14 protein-coding genes are annotated in these 13816 nt (G+C 63.1%); 7 read left to right on the top strand and 7 right to left on the bottom strand.

Annotation, left to right across the window (positions count from 1 at the left end; genetic code table 11):
• Position 1 precedes the first annotated feature (1 nt).
• The gene (locus tag RCO24_RS04025; protein ID WP_308960110.1) at positions 2-367 is read left to right on the top strand and encodes a hypothetical protein; all 366 of its coding nucleotides are present in this window, start codon (positions 2-4) and stop codon (positions 365-367) included.
• 54 nt (positions 368-421) lie between these two features.
• A complete protein-coding gene (gene recO / locus RCO24_RS04020) occupies positions 422-1150 on the top strand; it encodes a DNA repair protein RecO (protein ID WP_308960109.1) in 729 nt (242 codons plus the stop codon).
• 49 nt (positions 1151-1199) lie between these two features.
• On the opposite strand, the gene RCO24_RS04015 is transcribed toward recO, so the two are convergent.
• Complete coding sequence (locus RCO24_RS04015) at positions 1200-1907, bottom strand: CAP domain-containing protein (RefSeq protein WP_308960108.1); 708 nt, start codon at positions 1905-1907, stop codon at positions 1200-1202.
• 346 nt (positions 1908-2253) lie between these two features.
• Between RCO24_RS04015 and parC the strand changes: the two genes are divergently transcribed.
• Positions 2254-4506 (top strand): DNA topoisomerase IV subunit A, encoded by a 2253-nt coding sequence (gene parC / locus RCO24_RS04010; RefSeq protein WP_308960107.1) that lies wholly within the window; start codon positions 2254-2256, stop codon positions 4504-4506.
• Positions 4507-4685: 179 nt separating this feature from the next.
• Positions 4686-5189: a hypothetical protein gene (locus RCO24_RS04005; protein WP_308960106.1), complete on the top strand. Its 504-nt coding sequence runs from the start codon at positions 4686-4688 to the stop codon at positions 5187-5189.
• A 7-nt stretch (positions 5190-5196) separates the two neighbouring features.
• Here RCO24_RS04005 and RCO24_RS04000 read toward each other — a convergent pair whose 3' ends face one another.
• The 4 genes from RCO24_RS04000 to RCO24_RS03985 form a co-directional block, all read right to left on the bottom strand.
• Positions 5197-5955: an arginyltransferase gene (locus RCO24_RS04000; RefSeq protein WP_308960105.1), complete on the bottom strand. Its 759-nt coding sequence runs from the start codon at positions 5953-5955 to the stop codon at positions 5197-5199.
• Between the two features lie 296 nt (positions 5956-6251).
• A complete protein-coding gene (gene rimK / locus RCO24_RS03995; protein WP_308960104.1) occupies positions 6252-7160 on the bottom strand; it encodes a 30S ribosomal protein S6--L-glutamate ligase in 909 nt (302 codons plus the stop codon).
• Positions 7161-7309: 149 nt separating this feature from the next.
• Positions 7310-7648 carry a hypothetical protein gene (locus RCO24_RS03990; protein WP_308960103.1) on the bottom strand — a complete coding sequence of 113 codons (339 nt, stop codon included), beginning with the start codon at positions 7646-7648 and terminating at the stop codon, positions 7310-7312.
• A gap of 66 nt (positions 7649-7714) precedes the next feature.
• On the bottom strand, positions 7715-7951 hold the full coding sequence (locus tag RCO24_RS03985) for a hypothetical protein (protein ID WP_308960102.1): 237 nt from the start codon (positions 7949-7951) through the stop codon (positions 7715-7717).
• A 378-nt stretch (positions 7952-8329) separates the two neighbouring features.
• Here RCO24_RS03985 and RCO24_RS03980 point away from each other — a divergent pair, with 378 nt between their 5' ends.
• The 3 genes from RCO24_RS03980 to RCO24_RS03970 all read left to right on the top strand — a co-directional run bounded on the left by RCO24_RS03980 (position 8330) and on the right by RCO24_RS03970 (position 11378).
• Positions 8330-9397 carry a cytochrome c peroxidase gene (locus RCO24_RS03980; RefSeq protein WP_308960101.1) on the top strand — a complete coding sequence of 356 codons (1068 nt, stop codon included), beginning with the start codon at positions 8330-8332 and terminating at the stop codon, positions 9395-9397.
• Between the two features lie 884 nt (positions 9398-10281).
• The gene (locus RCO24_RS03975) at positions 10282-10776 is read left to right on the top strand and encodes a hypothetical protein (RefSeq protein ID WP_308960100.1); all 495 of its coding nucleotides are present in this window, start codon (positions 10282-10284) and stop codon (positions 10774-10776) included.
• Between the two features lie 167 nt (positions 10777-10943).
• On the top strand, positions 10944-11378 hold the full coding sequence (locus tag RCO24_RS03970) for a DUF2267 domain-containing protein (RefSeq protein ID WP_308960099.1): 435 nt from the start codon (positions 10944-10946) through the stop codon (positions 11376-11378).
• Between the two features lie 199 nt (positions 11379-11577).
• On the opposite strand, the gene RCO24_RS03965 is transcribed toward RCO24_RS03970, so the two are convergent.
• Entirely contained in the window at positions 11578-12606 is a 1029-nt protein-coding gene (locus RCO24_RS03965) for a peptidoglycan -binding protein (protein WP_308960098.1), read from the bottom strand.
• A gap of 4 nt (positions 12607-12610) precedes the next feature.
• Positions 12611-13651: a flagellar motor protein MotA gene (locus RCO24_RS03960; protein WP_308960097.1), complete on the bottom strand. Its 1041-nt coding sequence runs from the start codon at positions 13649-13651 to the stop codon at positions 12611-12613.
• Between the last annotated feature and the right edge of the window lie 165 nt (positions 13652-13816).

The raw sequence follows: 13816 nt of genomic DNA, 5'->3' as shown, positions 1-13816 counted from the left end.
GATGGCGCGGGCGGGTAGAAAGCTTCGTCCCGCATGGGCTTTGAGAGCAGTGCTCTTCGCCGCGTCCTTCGTAAGTTTCGAAACAACAGCCATCGCCGCCGTCCGCCTCTGCCAGCCCGTCGTTTCGAGCGGGCTCGTCAGCGCCCCGACCGAGCTTGAGGCGAAAAAGCGCGCACTCGATGCCTGGAAGGCCATGGCCCTGCAACACGGCGAGGCCTATGCGAGTTGGCGCCTTGCCACCGACAAGCTCCTCGAATGCCTCCCGCGCAAGGCCGGCGGGTTCGAGTGCCTCGCCACGGGCGCCCCGTGCACCATCGAGCAAGCCCCCGACCGCCGCGAGCTGCGCGAGAAGCGCCTCGACATGTGAGCGTGTAGGCCCGCGAAAGGCTACGTAACGTCCGAAGTCGGCTATAACCCGCCTATGAACTGGTCTGACGAAGGCGTGATTCTCTCTGTCCGCGCCCATGGCGAAACCGCCGCCGTGGCCGAGGTGCTGACGCGCGCGCACGGCCGCCACCTTGGCCTCGTGCACGGCGGCCGCTCGCGCAAATCGCGTCCCGTTCTGCAGATCGGCAATCACGTCGACGTCACCTGGAAAGCCCGTCTCGCCGATCACCTTGGGCACATGAACGTCGAGTTGATCCGCGGCTATGCCGCCTCCGCAATGGAGGAGCCGGCCGCGCTCGCCGGCCTCACGTCGCTCTGTACGCTGGCTCGCCTGCTGCCCGAGCGAGATCCGCATCCGAACCTCTATGAGGTCACGCTGTTCGTCCTCGCCTATTTCGACGACGTCAGCGTCTGGCCGGCGCTGCTCGCGCGCTGGGAGTTGGCGCTGCTCGATGAGCTTGGTTTCGGCCTCGATCTCACGCAATGCGCTGCCACCGGGGGCAACGACGACCTGATTTACGTCTCGCCGAAAACCGGCCGTGCCGTCTCGGCGTCCGCCGGCGAGCCCTACCGCGACAAGCTTCTCGCTTTGCCGCAGTTCCTGCTGCCGGGCCGAAAGGCGGCGCTGGCACCGGGCGACGTCGAGAGCAGCTTCGTGCTCACCGGCCATTTTCTGCAAACCCGCGTGGTGCATCCGCGCGGCGACGAGATGCCGGAGTCGCGAAGCCGCATGCTGAGCTTCCTGAAGCGCATCGATGCCTGAGGCGCGGAGCGGAGCCTTCGGGATCCAGATACGTCTCGATTGAACGGCTTTACTGCACGCGTTCGAACGGCGCGATTTCGATCCGAAGCCCGTTGGCGGGATCGGGCTTCAGCATATAGACGAGCCCGTCGAGCGCTTCGTAGCGCATCGAGAGGCGTTGCGCCTTTGCGCCCTCTCCGAAACGATCGAACGAGATTTCGCTCGGATTGCAGGAGGAATGCGTCACTGCATAGGAAGGCTTGATCTCGTGCGGCTCGCCGTTGAACGTGTAGCGCACGCTCTGGCGCGTGGTGTTCGAGACCTGGAATTCGTATTCGAGCGCCTTCGGGCGCGCGAACAACTGCACTGAGATGAACTTCGGGTCGCGGCCCGGGGCGCTCGCGACGCCGACACCGATTTCGGTGACGTTGGGGGCCACCATGTTCGCGCGATGGCCTGGGGAGTTGATCCACCCCTCGACGGACTTCTGCGCGAGCGAGCGGGATTCGAACCCGCGGCTGTCGGCGTGAAGCGCCAGGTTCTCCCCGATCTGGCACCAGTCGTATCCGGCCGAGGTGATCCGGTCTCCGGCCTGCCGTCCGTCGGCGGTATGGGAGAACAGGTTGTTCTTGGCGAGATAGGCCGCGTAGGCCCGCGCAGCGCGGGTGAGGTCGGCGTTGGCCGTCAGCGCGCCGAGCTTCTGGCGCCCGCGATAGGTGTTCGTCATCTCGATGATGGCGGTTTCGACTTTCGCTGTATCCGGAAGCAGGGCGGGCATGGCTCGGTTTTGGGTTCGTGGGGTTGCCCGCGAAATTCGCCAATGACCGCGGCAAAGACAAGGCGTCTTGCCGGCTGATCCCCGGCCCAATCGAGGCCACCGGGTGTAGGGAAGACAATTGTGGATGCTGCAACTTGTCTTCCGATTCCGAGGCTTCCCCGTGCTAGAGCTGAGTGACGAGCGAACTTCGGAATCACAAGAAACACAAAACCCTAGGCTTGCGCGCGTCATTCAAGACTGAAAAATCCGTTCGGACCCCTCGACGGGCAAGGGCGAATTTTTCAATCCTCGCGCGAGTGGCGCTGCGGCACTTGAGGGTCGCAGCCGGGCAAAGTATCGAGACACCATGACAGACAAACCGATTCTGCCGGGTGCCGGCCCCATCGAGCCGGTGATGCTCAAGGATGCGCTCGAGGAGCGCTACCTGGCATACGCCCTTTCCACCATCATGCATCGCGCGCTGCCCGACGTGCGCGACGGCCTGAAGCCGGTGCATCGGCGCATCCTGTATGCCATGCGCGAGCTGGGCCTCGATCCCGACAAGGGCTACCGCAAGTGCGCCAAGATCGTTGGCGAGACGATGGGCAACTATCATCCGCACGGCAACCAGGCGATCTACGACGCACTGGCCCGTCTCGCGCAGGACTTTGCCGTTCGCTATCCATTGGTCGATGGCCAGGGCAACTTCGGCAACATCGATGGCGACAACCCGGCCGCCGATCGCTACACCGAAGCCCGTTTGACGACCGTGGCCGCCGAGCTGCTGGACGGCATCGACGAGGACACCGTCGCCTTCCGCCCCAACTACGACGGGCGCGAGCAGGAGCCGACGGTTCTGCCCGCCGCGTTCCCGAACCTTCTCGCCAATGGCTCTGCCGGCATCGCTGTCGGCATGGCGACGAACATTCCCCCGCACAACGTCGATGAATTGTGCGCAGCCCTTCTGCATCTCATCAAGCATCCGAGCGCGACCATCGAGAAGCTGGTGGAAATGGTGCCCGGCCCCGATTTCCCGACCGGCGGCGTGCTGGTCGAGCCGCGCGAGAGCATTCTCGAAGCGTATCGCACCGGCCGCGGCGGCTTCCGCCTGCGCGCCAAGTGGGAGAAGGAGGAAACCGGCCGCGGCGGCTATCAGATCGTCGTGACCGAAATCCCCTATCAGGTCCAGAAGGCCAAGCTCGTCGAGAAGATCGCCGAGTTGATGAGCGAGAAGAAGCTGCCGCTGCTCGGCGACATTCGCGACGAATCCGCCGAGGAAGTCCGCCTCGTTCTCGAGCCTAAGACGCGCACGGTCGAAGCCGTGCTGCTGATGGAAAGCCTGTTCCGTCTGACCGAGCTCGAAATCCGCTTCGGCCTCAACATGAACGTGCTCTCGGGCGGGCAGATCCCGAACGTGCTGTCGCTGCGCGACGTGCTGCGCCAATGGCTCGAGCATCGCATCGAAGTGCTCGTCCGCCGTACCGAATACCGACTGAAGAAGATCGAGCACCGGCTCGAAGTGCTCGACGGCTACCTGATCGCCTATCTCAACATCGACGAGGTGATCCGGATCGTCCGCTTCGAGGACGATCCGAAGGCCAAGCTGATCGCCCGCTTCAAGCTGACGGAAGTGCAGGCCGACGCCATCCTGAACCTGCGCTTGAAGTCGTTGTCGAAGCTCGAAGAGGTCGAGATCAAGGCCGAGCACGACAAGCTCTCGAAAGAGCGCCGCGAGCTGAAGCAGCTTCTGAAGTCGGACGATCTGCAGTGGGAGCACGTCTCGAACGAAGTGCGCGAGACGCGTGAGCGGTATTCGAAAAAGACCGAGCTGGGCCGCCGCCGCACCAGCTTCGCCGAGGCGCCCGAGGTCGATCTCGATCTCGAAGCAGCCCTCGTCGAAAAGGAGCCGATCACCATCATCCTGTCGGAGAAGGGCTGGATCCGCGCGCTCAAGGGCCACCAGGACGACCTCTCGAAGCTCGACTTCAAGCAGGGCGACAGCCTGAAACGCGCCGTCAAGGCCCAGACCACCGACAAGCTCATTCTGTTCGCCACCAACGGCAAGTTCTTCACGCTCGAAGCAAGCCAGCTTCCGGGCGGTCGCGGCCACGGCGAGCCGGTACGCCTCATCGTCGATCTTGAGGAGAACCAGGACTTCGCCGAGTGCTTCGTGCACGAGCCGGGGCGCAAGCTCCTGGTCGCGAGCACGGCGGGCAACGGCTTCGTCGTTCCGGAAGAAGAGGTCGTCGCCTCGACGCGTAAGGGCAAGCAGATCCTGAACGTCGCCGCCGACGAGGAGGCCCGCGTCTGCGTGCCGGTCGATGGCGACTACGTCGCGACCATCGGCGAAAACCGCAAGATGCTGGTGTTCCCGCTGTCCGAGGTCAACGAAATGACCCGCGGCAAGGGCACCATCCTGCAGCGCTTCAAGGAAGGCGTGCTGGCGGATGCGGTCGTGTTCCACAAGAAGGAAGGCCTGACCTGGTTGGATGCCGCAGGCCGCACCTTCACGCTGCCGTGGGGTGACCTCAAGGAGTGGGTCGGCCAGCGTTCGCAGGCCGGCAAGCTGGCTCCAAAGGGCTTCCCGCGCTCCAACAAGTTCGGTCCGGCCTTCCGCTAAAAGTCACGGCCGATCGGAAAAACTTTCAGGCCGGCCGGTAGCGGTGCGGGCAAGCTTGCGTCGCGGTTTGCGCCCCGGTAGGACAGACGGATGGGGGAAATGCGCGGCCGGTAAAGGGCGCGCCTGAACAAAGGGCCAGGGTGTTGGTGCGGTTCTGCGGAGAGCGAAAACACCCCGGAATGAGACCGTTGCGCGTGTGGGTGGCAAATGTTCCCGGGTTGGTGTTGGCGCTTGCCGTTCTGACGGCAGGGCTGGGCCGGCTTTCACCCGTGTCCGCCCAGGAGACGCCGGCCGATACTGCGCCGACCGCAACCTGCGTGAAGTCCGAGTTTGAGAGCGCCGTCGATGAGGCCGCGGAAGCGCTCCGCGACCTCAACAACCGCAATCGCCCGGAATTCCAGTCCAAGCTGCGTCAGCTCAAAGAAAAGCGGAACTGGAACAACGACGAGTTCATGAAGGAAGCCGCGCCCTTCGTGAAGGACGACCAGATCACGGTCTACGACGACAAGTCGAACGAGCTTTTGGCTTCTATCTCGTCGATGGGCCAGGAGGGCGCCAACGCCAAGGAGCCGGATTGCACGGTCCTGGCGAAGCTGCGCAGCCTCATGGGCGTGCTGATCGAGACCCAGGGCTCCAAGTGGGCTTACATGTTCAAGAAGCTCGACGACGAACTCGCCAAGTAGCGATCGCCTAAGGCTTGGCCTCCGGCACGCGTACCCATCCGTTCGGGCCGAGATGCTCCTGCGGCTGGTACCGCGTCTTGTAGCTCATCTTGCGCGAGCCCTCGATCCAGTAGCCGAGATAGAGATACGGCAGACCGAGCCGGCGCGCGTAGTCGATGTGCTCGAGGATCATGTAGGTGCCGATGCTGCGCTCTTCCTCGAGCGGCTCGTAGAAGCTGTAGACCATCGAGATGCCGTCCGAGAGCCGGTCGCAGAGCGCGACACCCGCGAGCGGCCAGGCGTCCATGTGCTGCTCGAGCGGGTTGTCCGGCTTGGCCCGGTATTCGGTGAGGAAGGTGCGAACCACGCTGTCCTCGACCATCATCGCGTAGTCGAGCACGCTCATGTCGGCCATGCCGCCATCGGAATGGCGCGCATCGATATAGCTGCGGAACAAGCAGAACTGCTCAGAGGTCGGGATCGCGGAAACGCGACGGGCGGCGAGATCGCGATTGCGTTCGAGCGTTCGGCGCATGGTGCGGCCGGGTTCGAACTCATCGACCAGAATGCGCACCGAGACGCAGGCGTGGCAGCCCTCGCAATAGGGCATGTAGGCGATGTTCTGGCTGCGCCGGAAGCCGCCCTTGAGAAGGTTGTCGATCAGCGCAAGCGGTTTGTCGTGCGTGAGGTGCGTGAAAAGCTTGCGCTCGAGTTTGCCCGGAAGATACGGGCAGGCCTGCGGAGTGGTGACGTAGAATTCCGGAAAATGCTTCTGCTGTTCCGTCATCCGTTTCCATCCTCGCTGCCCATGTCCCGCTTTCGCTGACCTTCGTGGCAGGATGGAGCCGCTGCCCTTGAGCCGCTTGTCGCAGGGTGGACAGGGATACCTGTCGAACTAGGTGCTTCCGGAAAAGTGGGAACCGGTTTTCCGATAAGAAGCACCAGAAAACAAAAAACCTGGAGCCATTCCGCGTTCCACCAAAACCGGAACGGCTCTAGGAGGATAGTCGAGCTTCGCGTTTCCGATCAAGCGTCAGCAACGAGTGCGCCGTGCAACTGTCAGAACGGTTAAAAAGGCGCGCGTCAACCCTTTGCACCCTTGGTTTCCGTCCGTCCGTGCGCCGCGGCGGTCTCGATAAAGGCTATGATCTCGCCCGCCACGTCCAGGTTAGTCGCCCGTTCGATGCCTTTGAGGCCGGGAGACGAGTTCACTTCCAGCACCATCGGCCCACGATTGGAGCGCAGCATATCGACGCCGGCCACGTTGAGCCCGAGCACTGAGGCGGCACGGATGGCGGTCTCGCGCTCGTCTTCGGTAATGTGGGTTTCCTCGGCGATCCCCCCGCGATGCAGGTTGGACCGGAACTCGCCGGTCTTGCCGACGCGCTGCATGGCCGCCACCACCTGCCCGCCGACCACCAGCGCACGCACGTCCGTTCCCTCGGCTTCGGCGATGTACTCCTGAACCAGGATGTTGATGTTGGCCGCGCTGAACGCCTCGATGATCGACTTCGCCGAGGCTTCCGTCTCGGCCAGGATCACGCCCATGCCCTGCGTGCCCTCGACCAGCTTGATCACGACTGGCACGCCGCCGACCTCCTTGATCACGTCCTCCGCCTTGCGGGGGCCGTGCGCGAACGCGGTGACGGGAAGCCCGATGCCGGCGCGCGCCAGCAATTGAAGCGCCCGGAGCTTGTCGCGCGAGCGCCCGATCGCGACGCTCTCGTTCAACGGAAAGACGCCCTGCATCTCGAACTGCCTGAGCACGGCGAGGCCGTAGTTGGTGATCGAGGCGCCGATGCGCGGAATGACGGCGTCGTAGAGCGGCAGCGTCTTGCCGCCGTAGCGCAGCACCGGCTTGTTCGACGTGATGTTCATGTGAACGGTGAGCGTGTTGATCACATCCAGCGTGTGGCCGCGCGCGTGTGCTGCCTCGACGAGGCGCTTATGCGAGTAAAGGCCCGGATTGCGGGCCAGCATGGCGAGGCGCATGAAAAAGCCTGTTGCGATGAAGCGTAGGAAACGAAGGTGTCGCGATCCGGCTCATGTCGAAAGCGGGAGGAAGCGGATCGCTTGAATGCGGCGGAGGCTGAGGGGGCAATTGAGGTCTAAGTTTGACCCGCGGCGCTCCTCCTTTTGGCCTATCCGCGCTTGTCCGAAGAACCTTTGTCCATCAGGCCGGCTGCCGCGGGTGGCGGCTTCGTCGAACGGCGCGGCGGCGCCGAACGTCCACCAGCGTCGGCTTCCGACCACGACGGTCCGCCATCGTTGCCGGCCGAGGCAGGCGGCGGCGAGCCGCGCGGACGTGAAGGCGCGGTTTCGCGGCGATCGAAGTTCGGTCCGGGAAGGGGGCTGTCTTCTTCGGGCTGGACCGGCGATGGCGCGCGCTCGCTGAGCGCTTTGAAGCGCCCAAGCTGATAGCCCGCGTAGAAGGCGCCGGCGCCGACAAGCACGATGAGAATGAGATCGTAAGCGGACATCTGACCGATCCGAGAAAGCGCCCAGCCTAATCAGGCGCTACAGTCTAGGCAACCGGTAGCTAGCTGCTAGAGCTCAACGGCCATCAGCCGGGCCGGCGTCTGTTGTACGGTTCCTGCGGCTTTGGAGCCGTTCTCGCCGTCGAGATCCGGATCGATCGAGGCGTAGGTGAGCCAGGCGAGGCCGCCCATGGCGACCATCAGAATGGCAATTCCGATCAGCGTACGCTTGAGAAACCACCTGAGCGTGACTGGCCGCACAGCTGCCCGATGCACGGACGGTGCGTCCTCGACACTGATTGCCATGAACATCCCCCAAAATGCGGCCGATGCGTGAAGATCAGCCGCCTCCGGCGCCCCCCGCCGGTACACAAGACAGCATCACCGTGTGGCACGGTTAAGATTTCGAGCATCCTGGATGAAAGAGGTTGCCCTCCGGGTCAAGGGGGCGTTTGGGGGCACGCCGCGTTCCGGTCTGAAGCGTGCTGCGGGCGCCACGGTTGATCGCGCAGGCTGGCGACACTTAGGAGGAGGGGTGGCGGAAAATGGAGGTTTTACACCGGAGGTTGCGGGCGCGACTTGGGCGCGGATATCTTCGCGAGGCGCGCCGACGTGCCAGGGCGCCGACGGGCCCGCGAGGCCGTATAGTGGAATGCGATGACTGACACACCACCAAGAGCGCGATTGGGTCTGACACGCGTTGCCCGGGGGCTCGCGGTCGCGGCCGTTTGTTTGCTCGCCTGGAGCCTGGCCGTAACGGCTGAGACAGAACCGCACGACTCTGCACCCGGCGCACCGGCTGAGACCCGCGAAGGGATCTGGCGCGCCATCTTCGCGCGGCCTGCGCCAGGCGAGACGCCCGCACCACCCGAGCTGGTTGCCCTCGGCCGCGACCTGTTCCGCGATACCCGCCTTTCGGGTTCGGGTCAGGCCTCCTGCGTCTCATGCCACGATCCGGCCCGCGCCTTCACCGATGGACGGAAAACGGCCGTCGGCCCCGCAGGCGCCGTTCTCCCGCGCAACGCGCCCGCGCTCTACAATCTGGCGTGGGGAACCTCGTTCTTCTGGGACGGGCGCGCCGCGACATTGGCTGATCAGGCCCGCTTTCCCATTCAGGCGGTTGACGAGCTAGCCGGAGACCTCCCGACCATCGCTGCACGCCTGTCCGCCGATAACCAAATGAAAGCGCGCTTTGCGGCTGCGTTTCCTGGCCGCGCAGGTGGGGTGACGGAGAACGCCATCCTCAATGCGCTGGCCGCCTACGAGAAATCCCTGGTCTCGCCGACGACGCGTTTCGATCGATGGGTCGAAGGCGACGAAAAAGCGCTGAGCGAGGAAGAGTTTCGAGGCTTCGACATTTTCGTCGGCAAAGGTGGCTGCGTTTCCTGCCATGGCGGTTGGCGCCTGACCGACGATGGCTTTCACGACATCGGCCTGCCGAGCCGTGATCTGGGACGCGGCGCCCTTACGCCCGGCGCGCCGGGACTGCCGCAGTTCAAGACGCCGTCGCTTCGGGAAGCTGCGCGCACCGCGCCTTACATGCACGACGGATCGCTCGCGACGCTCGAAGATGTTGTCGAACACTATGCGGGTGGCTTGATCGAGCGCCCGTCGTTGGCCCCCACCGTCGTGCGCCATCTGTCTCTGACACCAGCAGAAAAAGCTTCACTCGTCGCATTTCTGAAGACGTTATCCAGCGAGCCGGCGAGCCACGCCTCCGATGAGACATCTCGCCCCATGCTCAAAAAATGAGCTGACGGAAAAGACGATCGAACAAGAATTGTTCTGCAGAATGCCCAATAATCCTGCGAATTTATAGCATTGCCGCTTCCTGCGGCAATTGATGCGCAAACGTCTCAGCCCAAAACATTAGCAATTGCTGCTTATGAATGTTTCTTGTGCGGCCCTGATTCGCCGCCTACCGTTGCATCAAGAAGAAAAGAAAAAGGGACGACGCGCCCCGAGGGTTATGGACCGCCAAAAGCGGATAACTCGATTTTGGGGACTGCAAAATGCTAGAGCTGATCGTCTCTGTCTGCCTCATCGATGACCCGTCAAGATGCAAGGATGTGAGCTTGGTCTACTTGGCCGAGACCGTGACGCCAATGCAGTGCATGATGCAGAGTCAGGCTGAGATCGCAAAGTGGGCGGAAGGCCATCCCAAGTGGGTCGCGAAGCGTTGGGCGTGCCGTCCGGCTGGCCGTTTTGCGAAGATCTGAACCTCGGTCGCACGTAGCGAGAATTTGGTCTGAACCCGCTTCGGTAATCTGAGTTTTCGCGGCGTTATATCGTTTCAGAAAAATTTCTGCCGGGTGATTGAAGGCCCGGCTAGAAAGCAATGAAAAGCCAATCGGATCTCTTGAATTTCATTTGAGTTACGGCGCGCGCCCTCCTCGCTATTTATTTCGGTTGAGCACAGGCATTCCCTGCGTCCGTTCCGTCGAACGGATTTTTCCGCTCATCCCATAACCCCGCCACTAGGTCGTTGTTTTCGAGCGGCATTCCGTGGCTGAGGGACCGCCCCCAAGGCACGCTTGCCATCGGCTTTGGACCTGTCGAGCCGCCCATCGCCCTGTCGACGCCGTACGCGATCCGGCGCATTCTGCCGAAATTGAACAGGTCCGTTTGAGGGTCCGATGCGCTTCGTGCTGTTGCTCGCTCTTTGCCTGGTTGGGTTTTCAACGGCGCTTTCGCCTGCGAGGGCCGCTGATCCCATCGTCAGCCCCGAACGCGGCTCGCCGCTTCGCGCGGCCGTTCTCGATGCGGCCCGGCCGCTCTTCGAGCAAGAGACGGGCGGCCCTGTCGAATTCGTGATCAACACGTTGAACGTAATGGGCGAATGGGCCTACGGCGACGTTCAGCTCCAGCGCCCGGGCGGCTCGCCGATCGACTGGCGCAAGACCAAGTTCGCCGCCGACTTTACCCAGGGCATGCTGGAGACCGGGCACAACCTGTTCCTGCTTCAGCAGACCGGCGGCAAATGGATCGTTGTCGAGTATGCCGTCGGTCCGACCGACATTGCCTGGGACTGGTGGCGTCAGCAGCGAAACCTGCCGGCGGAGTTGTTCGGCGCGTCCTCCGCCGACTTTCCGCCCCCCGCTCGCGGCGCCCAGCCCCGTTCCGGCAATTAGGATCGTGCTGGCTGAGTTCGAAACGAACTCCTTCCGCCACTTAGCCGAACCCGCGTTGCCTTTGCGCGAAATGCGGACACCCTAGCGGCCCGTGGCCAAACTTCTGCGAAGGGCCAATAGAGGACGAACTATCGATGATTGAACTATAGTGATTGGAGGTAATTCGTTTGACGGTGCGACAGCAATACACCCAAGCCACGCAGCAGTTCGAACGCTTCCTACTCGATGCGCGCGATACGTTGGGTCATCACAGCACGCATGTCACCTACACTACGGTTCAGGCGGTCTTGGTCACATTTCGACGTCGTCTGCGCGTCCGGGACGCGCTGCTTTTCGCCGACGCCCTTCCTGCCGTTCTACGGGCGATCTTCGTCAGCGATTGGGACGCAGACGCCTCTCCTCTGCCTTTTGGCACTAGGGCTGAACAGACAGCCGAAGCGCAGGCGTTTCGGCGCGACCACTCCTTTGTGCCGGATGACGCCATTGCGGTTGTCGCAACCGTATTGCGCCGCCATGTCGATGCGGCGCTGCTCGATCGCATCCTTGTGTCCCTTCCGCTGGGTGCGCGAGAGTATTGGGCGGCATCACCGCCTGCGCTTTGAGCCGTCAGTTTCTGGCCGGTCCAGTCGCCTGATGCTTGGCCGATGTGCCGGAGATCGGACGCTTGCTACGTCCGCAACGGGTCACAAACGGACTTGGCGTAGTATCTCCCGGCACGCTTGTGTCACTCCGCAAAGCTTCAGACCGGAACTATGAAAGTCCCGTGCGAAGCGGCATCGTCGCTGCCTCTTGCCCGACCGCCTACCTATTCGTCAGCTTCAGCTCGATGCGCCGGTTCTTGCGTAGGCTTTCCTCGTCGACGCCTTGCTCGAGCGGCTGGAACTCGCCGTGTCCGGCCGCCACCAGATGCTCTGCCGGCACCCCGCGCGTCGCGAGATACTTGACCACCGCAACCGCGCGCGCCGTCGAAAGCTCCCAGTTGGAGGGGAACTGCGCACTCGCGATCGGGCGAATGTCGGTATGGCCGTCCACCTGCAGCGCCCAGCCGATCTCGGCCGGAATGGTCTTGGCGAGGTCGGCGATGGCGATCGCAAGCTGATCCATCGCGCTGAGGCCTTCGGGTGTCAGCGTGGCCGAGCCGGACGGGAACAGCACCTCGGATTCGAATACGAAGCGGTCGCCGACGACGCGAATGTCCTTGCGGTTCTTGAGAAGCTCTCTCAGCCGGCCGAAGAAGTCCGACCGATAACGCTGCAGCTCCTGCACCTGCCGGGCGAGGGCCGCGTTGAGGCGTTGCCCGAGGTCCTTGATCCGGTCCTGGCTGTCCTTGTCTTTCTTTTCGGAAGCTTCGAGCGCTTCATTGAGGGCTGCAAGCTGACGTCGCAGCGCCAGCATCTGCTGATTGAGCAGATCGACCTTGGCCAGCGCCTCGTTCGAGATCTGCTTCTGCGCGTCGAGATCGGCTGTCAGAGATTGGATCTTGCCTTCGGCCGCTTTGGCCTTCTCGTCGCCCGAGAGCGCAAATCCGGAAAGCTTGCTGTGCTCGGCCTTGAGATCGGCCAACGTGGATTGCAGCGAAGCCAGCTCGTCCGCAGCTGTCCGGGATTTGCCTTTTTCGAGCGACAGGAGATTGGTCAATTCCGAGATCTGCCGCGTAAGGCGCTGCAGCGCGGTGTCCTTGCCGGCCGATTCCTGGGTCGCGAAGTACTGCGAAACCATGAAGATCGACATCAGGAACGTGACAACGAGCAGCAACGTGGACAGCACGTCCACGTAGGCCGGCCAGAATTCGCTGTACTCGCCGCTACGCCGTGAACGCCCACGGGCCATGTGATCAACTGCCTCTCTTGAGCATGTTCTGCGCAAGGTCGCGCAGCACGTTGGTCACTTCGGACTGCTGGGTAGCCTGCTCGTCGACCCATTCGCGCACCACCTTTTGTTCGGCGCGCATCTGGGTGACTAGTTGATTGACGCCGCGGGCGAGATCGCGCACCGGCTCGTCCGAGCCGCCGGAGACGCCGAGCGCAGAGGACGATCCGCCCTTCATCCGGCCGGACAAATCTTCGACCGCCCGCTGCATTTCGAACACCGCAGCCATCAGCTGGCGGCTCACCTGCTCGGTGGCGCTGGACGAGCCTGGCGTCAGCTCGGTGATGCCCGACAGCCATTCTTCGAGCTCGTTGTAGAACCGGTTGTGCGCATGGCTCGCCTGCAGTTCCAGGAACCCGAGCACCAGCGAGCCCGAAAGGCCGAGCAGCGAGGACGAGAACGCAGTGCCCATGCCCTTGAGCGGTGCGGCAAGGCCGGATTTCAGTTCGTCGAACACAGCCACCGTTTCGCCGGTGGAGCTGAGCGTGTTGATCGCGAGACCGACCGACTGGATCGTTTCGAGCAGGCCCCAGAACGTGCCGAGCAGGCCGAGGAACACAAGCAGGCCGACCATGTAGCGCCCAGTATCGCGGGCTTCGTCGAGGCGCGAGCCGATGCTGTCCATGATGGTCCGCATCGAGACGGTCGAGAGCGAGAGCGCGCCGGTCCGGTCCCGCAGCATCGTCGCCATTGGCGCAAGCAGCACCGGTTGATGCGTGCTGGCGAGGCCGGGATCGGAAATGCGGAACGCGTTGACGAAGCGAATTTCGGGGTAGAGGCGGATCACCTGCCGGAACGCGTAGATGATGCCGAGGAACAGAACGCCGAGGATCAGGCCATTGAGGCCTGGATTGGTCATCAGCGCGCCCTCAAGCCGCTCGTGCAGGATGGCGGCGAGGAACGCGACGAGCGTCAGGAACACGAGCATACGCACTAGGAAAACGCCGGGAGGCGTCAGCGTCCGGTGGGACGTGCCGGAGGTGATTTCGGGTCGCTTGCGTGCCATTCCAAAAGTCTCCGGCCTTGCCCTTGCGAAATGTGGCTCACGATCTTGGAGGTGAGAAGACAACCCTCGAACCGGAAGCCGCGCGCAGGGTTAGTGGTGTGACTGCGCGCAAACGAGATGGTGGGCCCCGACAATAGCCGAAGCCCATACGACCGGAAACCGGCA

This window comes from Hyphomicrobium sp. LHD-15 (assembly GCF_031157355.1).
GTDB lineage: Bacteria > Pseudomonadota > Alphaproteobacteria > Rhizobiales > Hyphomicrobiaceae > Hyphomicrobium_C.
Note: the sequence above shows the minus strand (reverse complement) of the source record. Positions and strands in the feature narration are given on the sequence as shown.